Source organism: Burkholderiales bacterium, assembly GCA_036262035.1.
In the GTDB taxonomy this organism is placed as follows: Bacteria; Pseudomonadota; Gammaproteobacteria; order Burkholderiales; family SG8-41; genus JAQGMV01.
Map to the genome: position 1 here is coordinate 115,884 of DATAJS010000011.1, position 20,715 is coordinate 136,598.

At 66.4% G+C, this 20,715-nt stretch carries 21 protein-coding genes; 15 read left to right on the forward strand and 6 right to left on the reverse strand.

Features of this window, described 5'->3' with window-relative positions; all coding sequences use genetic code 11:
* The first annotated feature begins 18 nt into the window (after positions 1 to 18).
* The gene (locus VHP37_14375) at positions 19 to 1,695 is read left to right on the forward strand and encodes a thiamine pyrophosphate-binding protein (GenBank protein HEX2827533.1); all 1,677 of its coding nucleotides are present in this window, start codon (positions 19 to 21) and stop codon (positions 1,693 to 1,695) included.
* A 116-nt stretch (positions 1,696 to 1,811) separates the two neighbouring features.
* Here VHP37_14375 and VHP37_14380 read toward each other — a convergent pair whose 3' ends face one another.
* A complete protein-coding gene (locus tag VHP37_14380) occupies positions 1,812 to 3,590 on the reverse strand; it encodes an HD domain-containing phosphohydrolase (GenBank protein HEX2827534.1) in 1,779 nt (592 codons plus the stop codon).
* A gap of 151 nt (positions 3,591 to 3,741) precedes the next feature.
* On the opposite strand from VHP37_14380, the gene VHP37_14385 reads away from it, so the two are divergent.
* A complete protein-coding gene (locus VHP37_14385; protein HEX2827535.1) occupies positions 3,742 to 4,788 on the forward strand; it encodes a TauD/TfdA family dioxygenase in 1,047 nt (348 codons plus the stop codon).
* Here VHP37_14385 and VHP37_14390 read toward each other — a convergent pair.
* Together VHP37_14390 and VHP37_14395 are read right to left on the reverse strand one after the other, a co-directional pair.
* Entirely contained in the window at positions 4,763 to 5,218 is a 456-nt protein-coding gene (locus VHP37_14390; protein HEX2827536.1) for a DUF2721 domain-containing protein, read from the reverse strand. The two genes, VHP37_14385 and VHP37_14390, sit on opposite strands and share 26 nt — an antisense overlap.
* Positions 5,218 to 6,324 (reverse strand): hypothetical protein, encoded by a 1,107-nt coding sequence (locus tag VHP37_14395; protein HEX2827537.1) that lies wholly within the window; start codon positions 6,322 to 6,324, stop codon positions 5,218 to 5,220. Before VHP37_14395 ends, VHP37_14390 begins: the two co-directional genes overlap by 1 nt.
* A 65-nt stretch (positions 6,325 to 6,389) precedes the next feature.
* Here VHP37_14395 and mscL point away from each other — a divergent pair, with 65 nt between their 5' ends.
* From mscL to VHP37_14420, 5 genes are all read left to right on the forward strand, one after another.
* Positions 6,390 to 6,824, forward strand: coding sequence for a large conductance mechanosensitive channel protein MscL (mscL, locus tag VHP37_14400; protein HEX2827538.1), 435 nt, complete (start codon positions 6,390 to 6,392; stop codon positions 6,822 to 6,824).
* A gap of 84 nt (positions 6,825 to 6,908) precedes the next feature.
* On the forward strand, positions 6,909 to 8,048 hold the full coding sequence (locus tag VHP37_14405) for an amidohydrolase family protein (GenBank protein ID HEX2827539.1): 1,140 nt from the start codon (positions 6,909 to 6,911) through the stop codon (positions 8,046 to 8,048).
* An 80-nt stretch (positions 8,049 to 8,128) separates the two neighbouring features.
* Positions 8,129 to 8,812, forward strand: coding sequence for a hypothetical protein (locus VHP37_14410; protein HEX2827540.1), 684 nt, complete (start codon positions 8,129 to 8,131; stop codon positions 8,810 to 8,812).
* Positions 8,813 to 8,816: 4 nt separating this feature from the next.
* Positions 8,817 to 10,496 carry an FAD-dependent oxidoreductase gene (locus VHP37_14415; protein HEX2827541.1) on the forward strand — a complete coding sequence of 560 codons (1,680 nt, stop codon included), beginning with the start codon at positions 8,817 to 8,819 and terminating at the stop codon, positions 10,494 to 10,496.
* 86 nt (positions 10,497 to 10,582) lie between these two features.
* Entirely contained in the window at positions 10,583 to 11,551 is a 969-nt protein-coding gene (locus VHP37_14420) for a tripartite tricarboxylate transporter substrate binding protein (GenBank protein HEX2827542.1), read from the forward strand.
* Between the two features lie 102 nt (positions 11,552 to 11,653).
* Here the strand turns inward: VHP37_14420 and VHP37_14425 are convergent, their stop codons facing one another.
* Together VHP37_14425 and VHP37_14430 are read right to left on the reverse strand one after the other, a co-directional pair.
* Complete coding sequence (locus tag VHP37_14425; GenBank protein ID HEX2827543.1) at positions 11,654 to 12,055, reverse strand: VOC family protein; 402 nt, start codon at positions 12,053 to 12,055, stop codon at positions 11,654 to 11,656.
* A 38-nt stretch (positions 12,056 to 12,093) separates the two neighbouring features.
* Complete coding sequence (locus VHP37_14430) at positions 12,094 to 13,005, reverse strand: DUF5996 family protein (GenBank protein ID HEX2827544.1); 912 nt, start codon at positions 13,003 to 13,005, stop codon at positions 12,094 to 12,096.
* 53 nt (positions 13,006 to 13,058) lie between these two features.
* Between VHP37_14430 and VHP37_14435 the strand changes: the two genes are divergently transcribed.
* The 3 genes from VHP37_14435 (at position 13,059) to VHP37_14445 (ending at position 15,745) form a co-directional block, all read left to right on the forward strand.
* The gene (locus VHP37_14435; protein ID HEX2827545.1) at positions 13,059 to 14,039 is read left to right on the forward strand and encodes a tripartite tricarboxylate transporter substrate binding protein; all 981 of its coding nucleotides are present in this window, start codon (positions 13,059 to 13,061) and stop codon (positions 14,037 to 14,039) included.
* A gap of 170 nt (positions 14,040 to 14,209) precedes the next feature.
* Positions 14,210 to 14,719, forward strand: a complete 510-nt coding sequence (locus tag VHP37_14440; protein ID HEX2827546.1) for a c-type cytochrome — start codon at positions 14,210 to 14,212, stop codon at positions 14,717 to 14,719.
* Positions 14,720 to 14,809: 90 nt separating this feature from the next.
* The gene (locus VHP37_14445) at positions 14,810 to 15,745 is read left to right on the forward strand and encodes a diguanylate cyclase (protein HEX2827547.1); all 936 of its coding nucleotides are present in this window, start codon (positions 14,810 to 14,812) and stop codon (positions 15,743 to 15,745) included.
* A gap of 4 nt (positions 15,746 to 15,749) precedes the next feature.
* Here VHP37_14445 and VHP37_14450 read toward each other — a convergent pair whose 3' ends face one another.
* The gene (locus tag VHP37_14450; GenBank protein HEX2827548.1) at positions 15,750 to 16,805 is read right to left on the reverse strand and encodes a hypothetical protein; all 1,056 of its coding nucleotides are present in this window, start codon (positions 16,803 to 16,805) and stop codon (positions 15,750 to 15,752) included.
* A gap of 66 nt (positions 16,806 to 16,871) precedes the next feature.
* On the opposite strand from VHP37_14450, the gene VHP37_14455 reads away from it, so the two are divergent.
* The 5 genes from VHP37_14455 to VHP37_14475 all read left to right on the forward strand — a co-directional run bounded on the left by VHP37_14455 (position 16,872) and on the right by VHP37_14475 (position 20,708).
* Positions 16,872 to 17,831, forward strand: coding sequence for a tripartite tricarboxylate transporter substrate-binding protein (locus VHP37_14455; GenBank protein ID HEX2827549.1), 960 nt, complete (start codon positions 16,872 to 16,874; stop codon positions 17,829 to 17,831).
* Between the two features lie 2 nt (positions 17,832 to 17,833).
* Positions 17,834 to 18,172: a Lin0512 family protein gene (locus VHP37_14460; GenBank protein HEX2827550.1), complete on the forward strand. Its 339-nt coding sequence runs from the start codon at positions 17,834 to 17,836 to the stop codon at positions 18,170 to 18,172.
* Positions 18,173 to 18,185: 13 nt separating this feature from the next.
* Entirely contained in the window at positions 18,186 to 18,527 is a 342-nt protein-coding gene (locus VHP37_14465) for a Lin0512 family protein (GenBank protein ID HEX2827551.1), read from the forward strand.
* 130 nt (positions 18,528 to 18,657) lie between these two features.
* Positions 18,658 to 19,638 carry a tripartite tricarboxylate transporter substrate binding protein gene (locus tag VHP37_14470; GenBank protein ID HEX2827552.1) on the forward strand — a complete coding sequence of 327 codons (981 nt, stop codon included), beginning with the start codon at positions 18,658 to 18,660 and terminating at the stop codon, positions 19,636 to 19,638.
* On the forward strand, positions 19,638 to 20,708 hold the full coding sequence (locus tag VHP37_14475) for an isocitrate/isopropylmalate family dehydrogenase (protein HEX2827553.1): 1,071 nt from the start codon (positions 19,638 to 19,640) through the stop codon (positions 20,706 to 20,708). Before VHP37_14470 ends, VHP37_14475 begins: the two co-directional genes overlap by 1 nt.
* The last annotated feature ends 7 nt before the right edge of the window (positions 20,709 to 20,715 follow it).

The window sequence follows — 20,715 nt, forward strand, 5'->3', positions numbered from 1 at the left end:
CATAAAGAGAGAGCCATCATGGCGAAAACCACCGGGGCAAAGCTGTTCGCGGAGATCATCGAGGGCTACGGCGTGACGCACGTGTTCTACGTGCCCCAGGTCGTGTCGAAGGCGCTCGTCGCGATGGAGGGGATGGCGGTGCGCCGGGTCGTCGCGCACAGCGAGAAAGCCGCGGGTTACATGGCCGACGGCTACGCGCGCGCCAAGCGCGCCCCGGGCGTCGCCATGGCGCAGCCCATCGGAGCGACGAACCTCGCATCGGGCCTGCGCGACGCGTTCATGGCGAGGTCTCCGGTCATCGCGGTGTCGGGCGGGCCCGGCGGCGCTTCGCGCTATCGCCACAACTACCAGGAAGTCGAGGACATCGGGCAGTTCGATTCGGTGACCAAGTCGAACGTGAACGTCGACTCGCCGTCGCGCGTGCCCGACCTCATGCGCCAGGCTTTCCGCACGGCGGTGTCGGGCATGCCCGGACCGGTGCACCTGCGCTTCCAGGGACGTCTCTCGGACGTGCCGCTCGGCGAAGTCGACGCCGAAGCGGTGATCGAGAAGACTTACACCCGCGTGCCGCCTTTCCGCCCCGCGGCCCAGCCCGAGCACGTGCGCGAAGCCGCGGCGGTGCTGGCGGCGGCGAAGAAACCGATCATCATCGCAGGCGGGGGCGTGATGTGGTCCGACGCCAAAAGGGAAGTTGTCGAGCTCGCGGAAAAGCTGCAGATCCCGGTCGCGACCTCGCTCAACGGCAAAGGCACGATCCTCGAGACGCACCCGCTCGCCGTCGGCGTGTGCGGCTCGTACTCGCGCGAGTGCGCGAACCGCGCGGTGTCCGAAGCCGACCTCGTGTTCTTCATCGGCAGCCCGGCGGGCGGCATGGTGACGGGCAACTGGACCATCGTCTCGCCCAAGGCCGAGGTCATGCAGCTCGACATCGAAGCCGAGGAGCTCGGTCGCAACTATCCGAACAAGGTCTCGCTGTGCGGCGATGCGAAGGTCTCCTTGCGCGCGCTCATCGACGCGGTCAAATCGGTCGAAGGCACGACCAAGTCGTGGGTCGCGCGCGTGCAGGAGCTCGTCGCCGACTGGCGCCGCGCGTTCGAGCCCAAGCTCAACTCGGACGCTACGCCCATCCGTCCCGAGCGCATCTGCAAGGAGGTGATGGCCGCGCTGCCGGCGAACGGGGTGGTCGTCTCCGATACCGGCCACGCAGGCATGTGGACGAGCCAGATGATCGACCTCGAGAAGCCCGAGCAGCGTTACATCCGCTGCGCGGGCTCGCTGGGATGGGGATTGCCCGGCGCGATCGGCGTCAAGTGCGCGCTGCCGGACCAACCGGTGCTGCTCTTCACCGGCGACGGCGGCATGTACTACCACATGACCGAGCTCGAGACCGCGCTGCGCTACGGCATCAACCTGGTCATCCTGGTCAACAACAATCGTGCGCTGTCGCAGGAGTTCCCGTCGCTGAACAACAACTATGGCGGGAAGATGCACGGCAAATCGGACGAGCTGTGGCGCTTCTCGGATTTCAACTTCGCCGAAGTGGCGAAGGCGATGGGCTGCGGCGGCGTGCGGATCGAAGACCCGGCAAGGATCGCGGGTGCGCTGAAGGAAGCCTTCGCGGCGAACAAGCCTTACGTCGTGGAAGTGATGAGCGACGTCACGCTCATGGCCCCGACCGCCTGGGCGCCTAAGTGACGCGATCGCGTCATCCCGGACGCGTCCGCGACAGCGGGCGCGATCCGGGATCCATCTTGACCTTCAAACCAGTTCAGATTGGATTCCCGCGTTCGCGGGAATGACGACGTTGCCAATTACGCCTTTAAATAAGCCGTGAGATCGACCTCGTCGATCTGCTCGGGCTGGAGGAACTTCTCGGCGTATTCGCGGTACACGCCCGAGGAGAGGAAGAGCTTGAAGAGGTCGGGATCGATGTGCTGGTCCTTGACCATGAAGCCCATGATCTTGATCGACTCGGAGAGCTTCTTCGCGGGCTTGTAAGGCCTGTCCGCGGCGGTCAGCGCTTCGAAGATGTCCGCGATCGCCATCACGCGCGCGGGAATCGACATGTCCTCGCGCTTCAGTCCCCTCGGATAACCGGTGCCGTCCATCTTCTCGTGATGCCCGCCGGCGTACTCGGCGACGCGCCGCAGGTGCCGCGGGAACGGCAGGCCTTCGAGCATGATGATGGTCTGCATGATGTGGTCGTTGATCTTGTAGCGCTCCTCGTCGTTCAGCGTGCCGCGGCCGATGGAGAGGTTGTAGATCTCGCCCATGTTGTACTTGTGCTCGGGCATGCGCAGCCTGAAGCCCCACTTGTTGTCCGGCGACATGATGTCGACCGCTTCGCGGTGGAGGACGTGGTCGGGGCGGTCCGCGAGGAGCTTCTCGCGCACCGGCAGCGGCTGCTCGGCTTCGCGCTCGCGGCGCTGCTTCTCGGCGTAGGAGATGCCGATGCGGTCGGAGAGGGTGCGCGTCCAGGTGCGCTCGGCGATCTGCTTCAGCCGCTCGATCTTGGGCGGCGCCATGAACTCGCCGCCGACGTTGCATTCGGCGATGAACGCGAAGTCGCTGTCGAGCTGTGCGAGCTCGGCCTGATACTTCTCGCGCAGCTCGGACTCGTCACCGCCTTCGAGGCGTCCCTTGAGATACGCGATCTCCGCGTCGCGCTTGAGCACTTCGAAGCGCATGCGCACTTCGTGGATGCGGTCGTAGATGGTCTCGAGCTTCGTGGCCTTGTCCACGACGTACTCGGGCGTGGTGACCTTGCCGCAGTCGTGCAGCCAGCACGCGATGTGCAGCTCGTACCAGCCGTCCTCGTCGAGCATGAATTCGCGGAACGGCGCGTCTTCCGATTCGCACACCGCGCGCGTCAGCATCTTGGTGAGCTCGGGCACGCGCTGGCAATGTCCGCCGGTATACGGCGATTTGGCGTCGATCGCCGCGGCGATGAGCTCGATGAACGAGTCGAGGAGCCGCCGCTGCGCCTCGATCAGCATGTGGTTGTCGATCGAGACCGCCGCCTGCGAGGCGAGCGCCTCGACCAGGGGCACGATCTTCTCGTCGAACGCGATCACGTTGCCGAGGCCGTCCCGGGCGTTGATGAGCTGCATCACGCCGATGACGCGCCGCTCGTGGTTCTTCAGCGGTACGGTCAGGAACGACTTCGAATGGTAGCCGGTGGAATCGTCGAAGCGCTTGGTGCCGGAGAAGTCCCACTCGTCCTCGTCGGAGTACGCGTCGGCGACGTTGATCGTCTTGCCCCTGTTCGCGGCGAAGGAGGCGACGTTGTGAAGGTTCTCTTCGCCCGATTCGGTCTTGAGCGGCACCGGCCTGAACTTGATCTCGCCGCCGCTCGATCCTCCGAGCGCGATGTCGAGCGTGTCGTTGCGGACGATCTGGAAGGTGAGCTCGCGGTCCTCGTTGTTGAGGTAGAGCGTTCCCGCGTCGGCGTTGGTGAAAGCCTTCGCTTCGAGCAGAATGGTCTCCATGAGCTTCGCCGAATCGCGCTCGACCGACAGTGCGATGCCGATGTCGATCAGCTTGCGATAGGCGTCCGCGGCGCCGCCGTTCCGGGTGTGGGTAGAATCCATATTGCGCCCCCTGAGCACTACTACGTCAATCAGACGCTGCCAATTTTACGCGCCGGCCCGAGACGCTTTTCGCAGCGTGAAACGGGAACCGGTAATCGATCACTAGCTATGATGGACTATAGCCGTGCGCGCGCAAAGTGAGAGTTCACCCATGCCGCCGGGACTGCTGGCCGGGCCCGCGGTGTGGTACGGGCCGGAGATGGCCGCTCGAGCCGACTGGGTCATGCGCTTCTCCCCCGAAGACATCGCCGAGCTCGACGCCGCGGTCGCCCGCTTCGCGCGCTCCGGCGCCGCGCTCGCGGACATTTCCCCGGCAAGTTTCGAGCTCGAGTCCCTGGCGCCGCGCCTTTCCGCGCTGCTGCGCGAGCTGCTGGAAGGCCGCGGCTTCGTCCTCATGCGCGGATTGCCGGTCGATCGCTACACGCGCGAGCAGACCGCGATCGCCTACATGGGCATCGGCTCGTATCTCGGGCGCCCGCGCTCGCAGAACGCGAAAGGGCATCTCCTCGGGCACGTGAAGGACCTCGGCGTCGACGTGACCGACCCCAACGTCCGCTACTACCAGACCAAACGCAGGCTCGAGTACCACACCGACTCGGTCGACATCGTCGGGCTGCTGTGCCTCAAGACCGCGAAATCCGGCGGCGAGAGCTACATCGCGTCCTCGGCGACGTGCTACAACGAGATCGCTTCGAGGCGGCCGGACCTGCTGCCGCTTCTCTTCGAGCCTTTCCCCACAGACCGCCGCGGCGAAGTGCCGGCAGGCATGTTGCCGTGGTTCGACATGCCGGTGTTCCACTGGCACGCCGACAAGCTCACCGCGATCTATGTGCGGCAATACATCGAATCGGCGCAGGCGAACTTCCCCGACGCGAAGCGGCTCACGCCCGCGCATCGCGAAGCGCTCGACCTCCTCGATGCGCTCACCAACGATCCCGCGATCCATCTGTCGATGCGCTTCGAGCCCGGCGACATGCAGTTCCTGCACAACCACCAGGTCCTGCATTCGCGCACCGACTTCGAGAACTGGCCCGAGCCCGAGCGCCATCGCCACCTGCTGCGGCTGTGGCTGTGTCCGAAGGAGGGGAGGCCGCTGCCCGAAGTCTTCGCGCCGCGCTACGGCAGCACGACGCCGGGCGAGCGCGGCGGCATCGTCGTGCAGGGGACGCGGCTCAATGTGCCGCTGGAGGCGGTGTAGGGCGCTTCTTCCCGAACTCGAGGGCGTGCGTCGCCAGCAGCGTCTCCATCAGGAACGCGAGCAACGCGAGAATGAAAGTCACCAGCCCGCCCATGAACGTCCATGGCACCAGCACTTCGCTGTTCGGTGAGCTGGTGCCGCCGATGAAGAGCGTCATGACCGTGGCGCCGATGAGCGCCGCGGCGATCGTGAGCAGGGCGAGCGCGGTGTTGACGATCGATCCGCGCCTGCGCGCCCGCCGCAGCTCCTCGTGCGCGGCCGCTTCGCTGTGCAAGGTGCCTGCGAAGAGACGGTCTTCGAGGTCGCGCGCGCGGTCGATGATGCGGCCGAGGCGGCCGGCGAGCACGCCGATGAGCGTCGCGATCGCGGTGAGCAGGAAGACGGGCGCGACCGAGAGCTGGATCGCGTGCAGGGCTATGCTGTTTTCCATTACTTGCCGACCGATTTGCGGGAGCCGTCTTCGTAGAATTCGTCGTCGGCGACGAGCTGGCCGTCCTTGTAGGTCTTGCGGCGCACGAGCCGGCCGGCCTCGTACGTCGATTCGGAAGCGAGCGTGCCGGCTTCGGTCCAGGTCTGATGGAGGCCGACCGGTCCGCGGCGCTCGTCTCGCGTGCCTTTGGCGCGCGGTCTGCCGTTGTCCCAGAACTCCTCGGTCCTGACGAGCACGCTGTTGCCGCTGCGCTCCCATTGCGTGCGGCTTCGCGGCTGGCCGTTCAGGAACCACAGCGCTTCTTCGCTCTTGTAACCGTCGCGCCAGCGCGTGTCGCGGACGACCTGTGCGCTCTTGGCGAACTCGCGCTCGCTTTCGCGGCTCTTGCCTACCACGACCGTCTCGAGCCTGAGCTGTCCTTCGGGGAAGTACTCGCGCAGCGTCCGGCGCTCGCCCTGCACCTCCTCGCTCGCCGCGGGCTTGCCCGCCGAGCCCAACGCCGTCATCGCCACCCGCTTGCCGTTTTCGTGCCGCACGCGTCCGGCGACGTCGCCTTTGGGACCGTACAGCGTCACCTCCGCCGCGCCGTCGAAGCCGCACAGCTTGCGGTCGTCGGCCAGCAAGGGGCGGTCGGCGCAACGCAGCTGGCTCACTTCGCCGCGATCGTTGTACTCGATGCTCGCGAGGCTGCCCTTGCCGGGTTCCGCGAACGAGCGCCGCCGCACCTGGCCGTTCTTGTGGAAGAAGGTCTGCACGCCGGCGCTCTGGCCGTTGACGTAGCGCTCTTCGGAAAGCAGGACGCCATTGGGATCGAACTGCTTGAACTCGCCGTCGCGGTTGCGGTTCTCGTTGTAATTGCCGACGGTGGTGTTGCCGGAGAAGTCGACCTGCTTGCGGTAGCCGATCGCCCGGCCGTTGCGGTATTCCTCCTCGAGCACGAGCTTGCCCGAGTCGCGGTCGCGGCACTTCATGACGCCGGTCTTGCCCGCGTAGGTGGAGCCGTTCGCGGGATTGACGTGCTCGCCGTTCATCTCGCAGTCCTGCACCGCGTGCGCGCTCGGGGCGAGCAGCGCGAGGAGCAGAGCGAGGCGGGCGGTCCGGACCATGGCCGCATTATGCCGTGAATGACGCCGTTATACTGCGTGTGGACCCACAACCTACGGGAAATCGCATGCTCAAGGAATTTCGCGAATTCGCGGTGAAAGGCAATGTCGTCGACATGGCCGTCGGCATCATCATCGGCGCCGCGTTCGGCAAGATCGTCGACTCGCTGGTGAAGGACCTCATCATGCCGCCGATCGGCCTCGTCCTCGGCAAGGTCGACTTCACCAACATGTTCATGGTGCTCAAGCCGGGGGCCGCGCCGGGGCCGTACCCGACCGTGGAGGTCGCGCAGAAGGCCGGCGCGGTCACGCTCAACTACGGCGTGTTCATCAACAACATCGTGTCGTTCGTGATCGTCGCCTTCGCGGTGTTCCTGCTGGTGCGTGCGATCAACCGCCTGCGCCGCAAGCAGGAGGAGCAGGCGAAAGAAGCGCCGCCTCCGCCGGAGGACGTGCAGCTCCTGCGCGAGATCCGCGACGCGCTGACGGCCAAGAAGCCCTGACGGCGGACGATCACGGCTGCCGCCGGCTGCTAACATAGCTCGACGAGCTTCATCCCGTGCCATCACCAGCGGAGGAGCATGACCATGTCGCAGAACACAGTCATTTCCGCAGACTCGCACGTCTTCGAACCCGTAGACCTCTGGGACAAGCGCCTGGATCGCAAGCATCGCGAGAACGGCCCGCGCTTCGTGAACGACTGGCAGGGCAGGAAAGGCACGTGGTTCGTCGCCGAAGGCATTGCGCCACGCGCCATCGCAAGCATCGCCGCCGCCGGCATACCGAAGGAAGACCTGGTCAAGTTCAAGGATGTGCTGCACAAGGATCTGCGCGCGGGCGGTTACGATCCGGCCGAGCGCCTGAAGGACCAGGACGTCGACGGCGTTTGCGCCGAGGTGCTCTACGCGACGTACGCGATGAACCTCTATGCCATGCCGAACGCCGAGCTCCAGGAAGCGTCGTTCGACGCCTATAACGAATGGATGTGCGAGATGACCAGCCACGCGCCCGACCGGCTGGTGGGACTCTCGCTCATCTCGATGTACGACGTGCCGAAAGCGGTCAAAGCGCTCGAACGCTGGACGAAGCGGGGCCTGGGCGGCGCGATGATCGCCGTCGTGCCGCCGGAAGGCACCGAGTACAGCGACAAGACCTACGAGCCGTTCTGGGCCAAGGCCGAAGAGATGCAGGTGCCGATCAGCATCCACACGCTCACGAGCAGCCGCAAGGCGGTCTATCGGTTCGACCGCGAAACGCGCGGCGCCGCTCGTTATCCCGAGAACCCGATGGAAGTGATGCTGACGCTGGGGGAGATGCTCACGAGCGGGCTCTTCGATCGCTTCCCGCGCCTGCGCCTCGTGCTGGCCGAAGCCGACACGGGGTGGCTGCCGTGGCTGCTCCAGCGCGTCGATCGCGGCCAGGAGCGGTACGCGAAGCAGAACGGCATCACCACGAAGCTTACGCCCAGCGAGTACTTCCACCGTAACGTCTCGGCCTCCTTCATCCAGGACCGCGTCGGCGTCTTCAATCGCGGCTCGATCGGCGTCGAGAACCTCATGTGGTCCTCCGACTATCCTCACACCGATTCCACCTGGCCGAAGTCGCGCGAGAGCATCGAGCACGACTTCGCCGGCGTGTCCGAAGCCGACCGCTACAAGATGACGGTGACGAACGCGGCGAAGCTCTACGGCATCAAGATCCCCCGGAAGGCCGAGGCGGTGCACTGAAAACGGTCATCCTGTCTCGCGAGCGCGAGGTCGGCCGGGTCAGGCGGGCCCTACAGCGCCTGCACTCGCTGCGCTTGCAGATGATGCTGATCGTGGCGCTCACCGCCGCGACGGGTTTTCTCACGTCGGTGCTGCTGCTCTCGGGCGGCGTGCATTCGATGCCGCTGCGTTACCCGCTCGCGGTCGTCGCCGCGTATATCGCGTTCCTGTTCTTCCTGTGGTGCTGGCTGCGCTTGCGCTGGGAAGACTTCGTCGACGTGCCCGACGTGAGCGGCGTGTCGGGATCGTCGGGCGATCGCATGCTGCCGTGGGAAGGCGGCGGAGGACTATCGGGTGGCGGCGGCGCTTCGGGCTCGTGGGACGGCTCGGCTGCTTCGCTCGCGGACACTTCGTCGTCAGGCTCGTCCGACGTGCTCTCGAGCGTCGGTGATGCGGGATCCTCTTCGCTCGACCTGGACGAGCTGGTCGTGGTGATCATCGCCCTCGTCGCCCTTGCCGCGGCGATCGCTGCCGCGTTCTGGATCGTGTGGATCGCGCCGACGCTCTTCGCCGAGCTCACGCTCGACGCGGCGCTGGCGACGGGACTCTACAAGCGTCTGAAGAAGATCGAAGGCGATCACTGGCTGCGCACCGCGATCCGCCGCACCCTGTGGCCTTTCGTCGGCGTGGCGCTGCTCTTCACCGCGGCAGGCGCGGCGATGCATGCCTACGCGCCGGAGGCGCGATCGATCGGGCAGGTGATCAAACAGATGAAAGCCGACTGAAGACATGGCACTTCCGCCCGACACCGCGCCGCCCTGGGCGGCCGGCACCGAAACCCGCATGGCCGAGCTATACCCGACGCTGTCGCAAGCGCACGTCGCGCTCATGTGCCAGGGCGGCGTCGAGGAGTTCTTCGCCGACGGCGAATGGCTGTGGCGCATCGGCGATCGCGGCCGGCCGATGTACGTCCTGCTCGAAGGCGCGATCGACGTGGTGCGCCAGGACCTGCACGGCGAGAGCGTGGTCGCGACGTACACGCCGGGGATGTTCACCGGCGAGACGTCGACCATCGCGGGACGCGCGGCGCTGCTGGCGGGCCGCGCCCGCGGCCACGTCAAGGCGATCGCAGTCGCGCAGGATCGGCTGCGCGACCTCATGGCGATCAACCCGGCGCTCGGCGAGCTCGTCATGCAGGCGTTCATCCTGCGCCGCATGCGCATGATCGCGCAGCGCGCCGGCCCGGTGACGCTGATCGGCTCGAGCTACTCGGCGGGCACGCAGACCGTGCAGGCGTTTCTCACGCGCAACGGCACCCCGTACGAATACGTCGATCTCGAGCAGGCGGAGGACGTCGAAGGACTGCTCGAGCAGCTCGACGTGCGGCCGCAGGACACGCCGATCGTCCTGTGCAACGGCGCGGTGCTGCGCAACCCGACGCTGGAAGAGGTCGCGCGCTGTCTCGGCGCGTCGAGCCTCGCCGTCGAGCAGGGTGTGTACGACCTCGCGATCGTCGGTGCGGGCCCGGCGGGTCTTGCCGCGGCGGTGTATGCGGCGTCCGAAGGCCTCAAGGTGCTCGTGCTCGAACGGCTCGCGCCGGGCGGACAGGCGGCGACGAGCTCGCGCATCGAGAACTATCCGGGCTTTCCCACCGGCATCAGCGGCCAGGCGCTCGCCGGCCGCATGTGGCAGCAGGCGCAGAAGTTCGGCGCCGAGTTCGCGGTGCCCGCCGACGTGACGAAGCTCACGCGAACGGGCAGCGAGATCGACCTCGCGCTGTCGACGCGCGAGACCGCGCGCGCACGCAGCGTCATCGTCGCCTCCGGCGTGGTCTACCGCCATCCCGACATCCCCGGCATCGAGCGCTACATCGGCGGCGGCGTGCATTACGCGGCGAGCTATCTCGAGAGCATGCTGGTCCGCGGCGAGGAGGTCGCCATCCTCGGCGGCGGCAATTCGGCCGGGCAGGCGGCGGTGTATCTCTCCGGCTACGCCAGCCGCGTCTACGTCCTGGTGCGCGGTCCCGGCCTCGCCGATTCGATGTCGCGCTATCTCATCCATCGCATCGAGAACACGCCGAACATCACGCTGCTCGCGCACACGCAGCTCGTGGAGGTGCAGGGCGACGACAAGCTCGAAGGCGTGCGCTGGAAAAGCGGCGTCACGGGCGAGGAGACGGCCAAGCCGGTGCGCCACGTCTTCGTCTTCATCGGCGCCGCGCCGTGCACCAGCTTCCTCGACCGCTCGATCGCAGCCGACGGCAACGGCTATCTGAAGACAGGGCCCGCGCTCGCGGGCGACGAGCGCTCGCTGTATGGCGAAGGGCGCCGGCCCCAATTCCTGGAGACGAGCTGGCCCAACGTCTTCGCGGTCGGGGACGTGCGGTCGGGATCGCTGAAGCGCGTCGCCTCGGGCGTGGGCGAGGGGGCGGCGGCGATCGCGCTGGTGCATCAGGCGCTGAGCACCTAGGAGCGCGGTCCAGGCTTCTGCGAGGTCGCACGCGGTTCGTCATGAGACAATTGCGCACCCCCAGTCTGTTCCTCGCAGGAGCCCCCATGTCGATCAAGCCGCTCGTCCGGGCGGTCGCCGCCGCATTCGCGTTCGGCGCCGCATCCCTCAGTCTCGCGCAGGCCTATCCCACCAAGCCGGTGCGCATCATCCTGCCGTTCGCACCGGGCGGCAGCCTCGATTCGATGGGCCGCCTCGTGTTCGACAAGGCGTCGCAACAGAGCGGCCACCAGTTCGTCATCGACTACCGTCCCGGCGCCTCGGGCAACATCGGCACCGAGCTCGTCGCGAGAGCGGCGCCCGACGGCTATACGAACCTGATCAACACGCTGCCGCTCGTCGTCAATCCGAGCATGTTCAAGAAGCTGCCGTTCGACGTGGCGAAGGACTTCGCGCCGGTGTCGCTGATCGCGTCCGCGCCGTTCGTGATGGTGGTGCACCCGTCGGTGCCGGCGAAGACCGTGAAGGAGTTCATCGCGCTCGCGAAATCGCACCCGGGCAAGCTCAACTATTCGTCGGCGGGCATCGGCACCAACCTGCACGTCGCGGCGGAGCTCTTCAAGAACCTGACCAAGACCGACATCGTGCACATCGGCTACAAGGGCGGCGGCCCGGCGCTGATCGCGCTGCTGAGCGGCGAGGCGGAGCTGTCGTTCCTGTCGATCCCGACCGTGGCGGGACACATGGCGACCGGCAAGCTGCGCGGGCTCGCGGTGACCGGCACCAAACGCGTGGCGAGCCTGCCGAAGCTGCCGACGGTGGCGGAGACGGTGCCGGGTTACGAGTTCGCGAGCTGGTGGGGCGTGCTCGCGCCGGCAGGAACGCCGCCCGCGATCGTGAACGCGCTGAACGAGCACATCGCGAAAGCCGTCCGCGCGCCCGACGTCATGAAGCGCTTCAAGGACGAAGACACCGACGTCATCGCGAGCTCGCCCGCGCAGTTCGCGGCGCACATCAAGACCGAGCTCGCGCGCTGGGCGAAGGTGGTTCGCGATAACAAGATCGAGCCGCAGTAATTCGGCGGCCGTCATTCCCGCGAAGGCGGGAATCCATTTTGGCGTCTTTAATTGGATTCCCGACAGCTCCCGCTATCGCGGTTCGGGAATGACGACCGGGTTTCAAAGCTCTTCTTTGCGGTTGAGCAGCTCCACGCTCACGCCGTCCGGCGCGTTGATGAACGCGATGCGGGTCTGCGCGTTGAAGTCGGTCGGCTCCATGCTGAAGGTCACGCCTTTTCCCTTGAGCTCGGAGCAGAAGCCGTCGAAGTCGCCTTTGACGCGCACGCCGAAGTGGTCGATGCCCCATTCGAGGTTCGCCTTGGCGTTCGCCTTCTCCGCCGGGCGCTGGCCGCGCACGATCACGATGAAGCCGCCGATCGAGACGTAGACCTGCGGCGCGCCTTTCACTTCCATCGAGCGGACGACCTTGCCGCCGAGCTTGTCGGCGTACCAGGCCGCGGCTTTCTGCGGGTCTTCGCTGACGAGGTGGACGTGATCGAATCCGACGGTCGCTGCTGCCATGTGGGCTCTCCTTGGGATGTAGCGCGACTGTAGCAAACTCAGGCGCGTTCGAGCGCGCTGCGGTCCCATTTGCCCAGGTTCGCCGCCGCTTCGTACGTGCTGCGCAGGAATGCGAGCAGCGCGTCGTCCGGCACAGGCGCACGGCGCACTGCGTCGTACGGCAGGACGAACTCGTGCAGGTCGTTGCTGTAGAAGGCTTCGCGCGGCTCGACGCCCGCGTCCGCGAATCCGGCAGGCTCCGGATAGGCGTATGAATAGAACGCCGGATACGGCACCGGCCCGCCGCCCGCCCAGAAACCGGCGCTGCTGACTTCATGCGAGTACGCTTCCTGTGCGACTGCATCGGGAAGGTGCGGCACGCCGCCCGGATGCACCGGCGCGGCACGTCCCGAGAAGCGTGTGACCGCGAGATCGGGCGCCCCCCAGAAGAAGTGAGACGGGCTCGCCTTGCCGATGAAGGGCGACCTGAACGCCCTGAAGACGCGATCGGCCTGCACGAGGATGCGCCAGTAGCGGTTGGCGTAATCGGCGTCGTACGACCGGTGCGTCTCGTCGACGTCGAAGCGGATGGGGTGCTCGATCTCGTTCGGCATGCGCGAGATGCGCACCTCGAGCCCGAGCTCCTTCAGCGCTTGCATGAGTCTTGCATGGAACGCCGCGACCGAGTACGGCCCCAGCGGAAACGCTTTCGCGGCGCCGTCGCTCGCCCGTACATGCAAGGCGTGGTCGCGAAAGTCGAATTCGATCTCGAACACGCGATCGCCGTACGGCATCGACGAGGTCGAGAGGCCGGACGGCGTGACGTACAGCGTGGAGTGCCACGAGTGGTTCAGCCACGGCGACTGTCTGAGCCGCACCTTGCCGACGATCTGCAACCACAGGTGCAGCGTCGCGTGGGTATCGGACCACTCCTCGAGCGGCAGCGCGGGCCAGGGCTCTGCAACGGTCATCGCACGTCCTTTCAGGCGTTAGACTAACAGCACAATCCCAGGGAGACACCCGAATGAAGCAGCAGCAGTACCGCATCGCGGCGCTGGCGGCCGCGATGGCTTTCGCCGTTGCGCCGGCCGCTCACGCACAAACACCTTATCCGGCCAAACCCATCCGTGTCGTCGACGCCTATCCGCCCGGCGGCTCGACCGACATCATCGCGCGGCTCGTCGGCGCGAAGTTCCAGGAGATCCACGGCCAGCAGTGGATCATCGACAACCGCGGCGGCGCCAGCGGCATCATCGGCGCCGACTACGTCGCGAAATCGGCGCCCGACGGCTACACGCTGCTGGTGCTGTCGGGCAATCACGTGATCCATCCCGCGTTCTACAAGAACATGCCGTACGACATCGTTAAAGGCTTCGCGCCGATCACGTGGATGTCGGATACCGCGATGGTGCTCGCGGTGCATCCCTCCGTGCCCGCGAAGAACGTCAAGGAGCTGATCGCTGCGGCCAAGCGCACGCCCGGCAAGCTCAACTTCGCGTCGGCCGGCGCGGGCACCGCGACGCACATGGTCGCCGAGCTGCTCAAGATCACCGCCGGTCTCAATGCCGCGCACATCCCCTACAAGGGTGGCGCGCCGGCGGCGCTGGCGGCGATCTCGGGCGAGGTGGATGTCGTCACGCTGACGATGCCGGTCGCGGCGCCCCACGTGAAGCGCGGCACGCTGCGCGCGCTCGCCGTCACGCGCGAGAAGCGTTCGAAAGCGATGCCGGAGCTGCCGACGATCGCCGAATCGGTGCCGGGCTTTTCGGTGAACAACGCCGCGGGCCTTGCGGCGCCCGCCGGCACCCCGCGCGACGCGGTCGTGAAGATCCAGCAGACCGTCGTGCGTATCCTCAACATGCCCGACGTGCGCGACAAGCTGCTCGCCATCGGCATGGAGCCCGTCGGCGACACGCCCGAGCACTACGCCGACTACATCCGTTCCGAGGTCGCCAAGTGGACGAAGGTCGTGAAAGTCGCGGGCGTCGAAACCCAGGCCTGGTAAAAATCCGGGTCACAGTCACATTTCGAAAACTTTGCAGATAATCCGACTCTGACCCTGATTTCGGTTGTACACGACTGAAACAAACTGTTGCCCGCCTGACATTCCCCTCGAGCGCGCGGGGCCTAAAGTGCGGCCCATCGGCTTCGGTCCCCGCGCTAAAGGAGAACAAGATGAAGGCACCCGCAGTCCGTTCGATGCTCGCTCTGTCCGTGTTGTGGCTCGCCGCGTCGGCTCTGCCCGTGGCGGCGCAACAGTCGAAGCCGATCTCCAAACCGCAGAACCCGCAGGTCGAGCGCGGCCGTTACCTCGTGAAGGTCGCCGGCTGCAACGACTGCCACACCGCCGGCTACGCGATGGCGGGCGGCAAGGTCCCCGAGGCCGAGTGGCTCAAGGGCGACAAGCTCGGCTGGCGCGGACCTTGGGGCACCACGTATCCGATCAATCTGCGGCTCTACATGACTTCGATGTCGGAAACCGGCTGGGTGCAGTCGGCGCGCAACATGAAAGCCCGCCCGCCGATGCCCTGGTTCGCGCTGCACGACATGACCGACCAGGACCTGAAGGCGATATACCACTACGTGCAGTGGCTGGGACCGGCCGGCGAGCCGGCGCCGACCTACGTGCCGCCCGGGCGCGAGCCGAAAGGGCCGGTGGTGCAGTTCCCGGTCGCGCCGAACTGACCTGCAACTGCAGTTCCCGGGCGCGCCGATTACGATTCAATTCACGCGCCCGGCAGGGCCTCGCAGCCGAATCGGCTATAGTTCGGGGCCATGATAGGCCCCGCTGAAATCTTCCGGGCGAAGATCCTCCTGGTCGACGATAACGCAGACAACGCCCGGCTGCTCCAGCAGATCCTCCAGTCCGCCGGCTACAGCGCAGTCTCCACCACCACCGAGCCCAAGCAGGTCGCCGAGCTCCACGCCAGGGAGCGCTTCGACCTGATCATGCTCGACCTCCAGATGCCGGGCATGGACGGGTTCGCCGTCATGGAAGCGCTGAAGGCGGTCGAGAAGGATTACCTCCCGGTGCTCGCGGTCACCGGCGAAGCGGGCCACAAGCTGCGCGCGCTCGAGCAGGGCGCCAAGGATTTCGTCAGCAAGCCTTTCGACTGGGACGAAGTGCTGCTCCGCGTCCACAACATGCTCGAGGTGCGGCTGCTGCACGATGAAGCGCGCGAGCACGCGAAGCTCCTCGAGTCGATGGCGCTCCAGGACCCGCTGACCGGGCTTGCGAACCGACGCCTGCTGCCCGAGCGCGTGTGGATGGCGATCGCGCACGCACGCAGGAACAAGAGCGCGATGGCGGTCGTCTATCTCGACCTCGACGGCTTCAAGGAAGTGAACGACACCTTCGGCCATGCGGCCGGCGACGAGCTGCTCAAGAAGGTCGCCGACCGTTTGCTCGGCGCGGTGCGCGAAGAGGACACGGTGGCGCGCCTCGGCGGGGACGAGTTCATGGTCTCGCTGTGGCACGTCAACGGCCTGGAAGACACCGCCAATGTGGCGGCGAAGCTGATCGACGTCGTCGCGCAGCCGTACGAGATCGACGGCCACGAGGTGACGATCACGATCAGCGCCGGGGCGAGCATCTATCCGCACCACGGCGAAGACTCGGACGCGCTGATGAAGAGCGCCGACGTCGCGCTCTACGAAGCCAAACGCTCGGGCAAGAACACCTACCGCCTCGCCGATAAGGCGGCGTCGTAACGCGTTACGCCACCGCTACGGCGTAGACGTCCTGCACGCCTTCGGGCAGCCGGTATTCGCGCCACGTAGCGCCGGCATCCTCGGTTCCGAACACCTGCCCGCAACGCGACACGCAATACACGCGATCGGGATCGCCCGCGTGCGCGGTCGCTTTCATCATCGTCGCGTTCGCCTTGACGCCGCGGTCGAAGCGCTTCCAGCTCTGTCCGCTGTCGTCGCTGCGGTAGATCGAGCCGTCGGTGCTGCGCGCGGCCGGGGAGAGGCAGGCGTACATCACCTTCGGGTCGTGCGGCGAGACGATGACGTCGCGGCAGTAGGTGAGCGGCGAATAGCGTCCGATCTCCATGTCGCGCCAGGTCGCGCCACGATCGTCGCTCTCGAAGAGTCCCATGCGCACCGCGAGGAATACGCGGCCGTTCGACACCGCCATCGCGTGCGAATCGAGCATGCCTTCGGTCTCGGTGTCGCTCTGGATGCGGCTCTTCAGATGAGGCCGGTCGGCGAGCTCGATCAGCGGCCGGGACAAATCGGTCCACGTCTTGCCGCCGTCCTTGCTGGCGATCACGCCGGAGACTTCGAGCCCGGCATAGATGTCCTCCGGACGCGCGGGATCGACTGCGATGCGGATCGTGCGCGTCGGGAAGCCGGGCCCCATGTAGCAGTGCTCGGGCGATTCGGCCGAGAGCCTGCGCCAGCTCTCGCCGCCGTCGTCGGAGCGGTAGATCTTCACCGGCGCGGTGCCGGCGTACATCACGTTCGGGTTGGAAGGATCGAACGCGAGCGACCACACGACGGCGCCGCGCTCGGGAAAGTTCAGGCGCTCCCACGTCGTGCCCTTATCGGTGCTGCGGTAAGGGCCGTCCTGGGTGCCGGCGTAGATCACGTCGGGGTTTTGGGGATGCACGGCGAGAGCGCGCGCTTCGACGTGCTCCGGCAGGCCGGCGGTCACCGATTGCCAGGAGTCCTCGTCGATGGCGCGCCGGAAGATGCCGCCGTGATAGCGCTCGCCCGACTTCGTGGTCCAGTGACCTCCGCCCGCAAACATCACCGTAGCAGCCATGTCGTCCTCCCTGGGTGAAGGTGCATGATAGGATAAATTTACTCCCGTTCGCGGATGGTCCATCGGATGAGATTCGCAGCTGCATTGCTCGCATGCATCGCCGGCGTCGCCCACGCCCAGGGAAAACCCGCCGACTACCCGCGCAAGCCCATACGCGTCGTCGTCGGCGTCGCGCCGGGCAGCGGTCTCGATTACATGTCGCGGCTCGCGGCGCAGAAGATTACCGAGCGCTGGGGCCAGTCGGTGATCGTCGACAATCGCCCCGGCGGCGGTACGGTGGTGGCCATGGACACCGTGGCGCAGGCCCCGCCCGACGGCTACACCCTGCTCGGCGCGTCCGAGACGCTGATCATGAGCGGCATCTTCGCCCGCGCCCGATACGACGTGCGCAAGGCCTTCGTGCCCGTCGCGCAGCTCACGACGCAGCCGTACATGCTGCTCGTGCACCCGTCGGTGCCGGTGAAAAACGTGAGCGAGCTCGTCGCCTACGCGAAAGCGAAGCCGCGGTCGCTCAACTTCGGTTCGCAGGGGCACGGCACCGTCGGCCATATCGGGCTCGAACGCTTCAAGCTCCTCACGGGCACCGACATCGTCCACGTCGCATACAAAGGCGCGGCGCCGGCGCTCATCGACCTCGTCGCGGGCAACGTGCAGATGGGTTTCGTGACCGTCGCGACGTCGGGCGTTCACCTGAAGAGCGGCAAGTTGAGAGCGATCGCGTTCACCGGCGCGTCGCGCTCGACGGTCATGCCCGACGTGCCGACGCTGACCGAAGCGGGGATACCGCTGGAGCTGCGTAACACCTACGGCTACGTCGCGCCGGCACGCACGCCGCGCGGCATCGTGCGCGCGCTGAACGAGGTCGTCGCCGACGTCATGAACGCCCCTGCGACCGTGAGCCTGCTCGCAGCGGCGGGCAACGAAGTCGTCCCGCGCATGAGCCCTGACGAAGCGAAGGCGAAGTTCGACCGCGAGTACGCAGAGACCGAGACGATCATCCGCAAGCTCAACATCAGACTGGAGTAGCGATGGCGATGAAACGCATGGTGGTGGAAATGGGGATGGGCACCGACATCCGGGGGGCCGATTACACCAAGGCCGCGGTGCGCGCGCTGCGCGACGCGCTGTGGCACAACTCGCTGAACGTCGCGGCGGCGCTCGGCAAGGACACCGACTCGATGGTGGTGGAGGTGCTGATCGGCGTGCCGAAGCCGGAGCTCGTGAACCGCGAGGAAATACTCGCGGTGCTGCCGCACGGCACCGGCACGGTGAAGGTGATCGAAGGCGGGCTCGAGATACCGAACGACGAGGGCACACGATCGACCGTGATGGCGCACGCGGCGGCGATCGTCCGCCTCGACGTATAAGGGGAAGACAGCCATGGCACATAAACGCGTGATCCTCGAGATGGGCGCCGGCAACGACCTGCACGGCGGCGACTACACCAAGGCCGCGCTGCGGGCGGTGCAGGACGCGCTCCATCATTCGTCCTTGAGCGTGATCAGCTCGCTCGGCCTCGATTCGAAGACGATGCAGGTCGAGGTGACGATCGGCGTGCAGAAGCCCGAAGCGGTCGACGCGGCGGCGGTGAAGGCGAGCCTGCCGCGCGGGCAGGTGACGGTGAGGGTGGTGAAGGGTGGATTGGATGTACCGGGCGAAGCGGGGCACGACGCGATCGTCATTGCTTCGGCCGCTATAGCGGCGAGGTTGGAGCTGCCTTAGATCGAAGCAGATTGAGAACAAGGACGCCCTTCGCGTCCTTGTCCTTCACCTGCTTTTTGACGTGCGGTAATGCGCCCCCAAAATGCAGCACAATAGCCGGCTCGCACTTACAACTATCCGAGGAGGATTCATGGTTCGGCTGTTTTCGGGCGGCGCTCGCGCGCTCGCCATCGCCGCTACGGCGCTCGCGTGCGCGGCTGCGCACGCCGGTGAGGCGTATCCGTCCAAACCGATACGCTTCATCATTCCCTACGCGCCCGGCGGCACCACCGACATCATCGCGCGGCTGGTCGGGCAGAAGCTCACCGAAGATCTCGGCCAGCAGGTCATCGTGGACATCCGCGCCGGCGCGGGCAGCATGATCGGCACCGAGCTCGCGGCGAAATCGCCGCCGGACGGCTACACGATGCTGCTGTCGAACATCGGCCTCGCGTTCAACGAGACGCTGTACCCCAAGCGCACCTACGACGCGCTGCGCGACCTCTCGCCGATCTCGCTCGTCGGCGTCACGCCGAACGCGTTCGTCGTCCATCCCTCCGTGCCGGCGAACACCATGAAGGACTTCCTCGCGTTCGCGAAAGCGCGCTCGGGACAGCTTTCGTACGCCTCCGGCGGCATCGGCTCGTCGTCGCATCTGTCGATGGAGCTGCTGCAGTCGCTGACGGGAATCAAGTTCAACCACGTGCCGTACAAAGGCGCGGGGCCGGCGCTGATCGACGTGGCCGCCGGCAACGTGCCGTTTCAACTGAACTCGATGCCCGCGGTGATGAATCACGTCCACTCCGGGCGCCTGCGCGCGCTCGCGGTGTCGAGCGCCAAGCGCTCGCAGGCCGTGCCCGACCTGCCGACCATCGCCGAAAGCGGCGTTCCCGGCTATGACTACGTGACGTGGTACGGGATGCTCGTGCCCGCCCATACGCCGGCGGCCATCATCTCGCGGCTCAACGCCGCGGTGCAGAAGGCGCTCGGCAGCAAGGACGTGCGCGAGAAGCTCGGCGCGCAGGGCGTCGAAGTGCAAGGCTCCACGCCCGACGCGTTCGGCAAGCTCGTGAAGACCGACGTCGAGAAATGGCGCAAGATCATCAATACGGCAAAGATCAAAGCAGAGTGATGTTGAAGATAGGAATCCTGGAAGGCGACGACATCGGCCTCGAAGTCGTCCCCGAATGCATCAAGGTGATGAAAGAGGCCGCGTCGAAGGAGAGCCTCGAGATCGACTGGCGGCCGATGCCGATCGCCCGCCGCGGTCACGAGCTCACCGGCAAGACGGTTCCGGACGGCACGCTCGAAGCGCTGGAGGCCCTCGACGGCTGGGTGCTCGGGCCGATCGGCCATCGCGAGTACCCGAGGAACGATCCGACGTGGGTCAACGCGCACCCGCTGCTGCGGCTGCATTTCCAGTTCTTCGCGAACTACAAGCCTTTCCGCTCGTACGACAACCTGCCGTCGATCCACAAGAACATCGACATCCTGTTCCTGCGCGAGACCACCGAAGGCTTCAAGGTCGACGGCAATCTCTTCAAGGGCTACGGCGAGTTCATGCCGACCGACGAGATGGCGATCGGCGTGTGCGTCACCACGCGCAAGAAGAGCCGGCTGATCGCCGAGGCTGCGTTCGAAGCGGCGCGCGCGCGTCCGCGCAAAAAAGTCTCGGCGGTGCACAAGAGGACCGTGTACCGCTACGGCGACGGCCTCTTCGCCGAGGAGTGCCGCAAGGTCGCGGCCCGCTTTCCCGACGTCGAGTTCGAGGAAGTGATCGTCGACACCTTCGCGATGCGGCTCGTCATGAATCCGCAGCAATACGACGTGATCGTCACGACCAACCTCTACGGCGACATCCTCACCGACGAAGCGGCGGGGCTCATCGGCGGTCTCGGCCTCGCGCCGGGCGTGAACGCGAGCGAGACCCACGCGATGGCGCAGGCGACGCACGGCTCGGCGCCGGACATCGCGGGGAAGAACATCGCGAACCCTTACGCGATGATCATGTCGGGGAAGATGCTCTTCGACTGGCTCGCTCTGAAGCGCGGAGAAGCCAAGGCCGCGCGCGCGGCGGCGCGGATCGAGCGCGCCATGGGGGAGGTGATCGCGGAGAAGCGCTCTCTCACGCGCGATCTTGGCGGCAGCGCGGGTACCCGGGAGATGGGCGACGCGGTCGCCAAGCGAGTGGCGATTTCCTGAAGCGAAG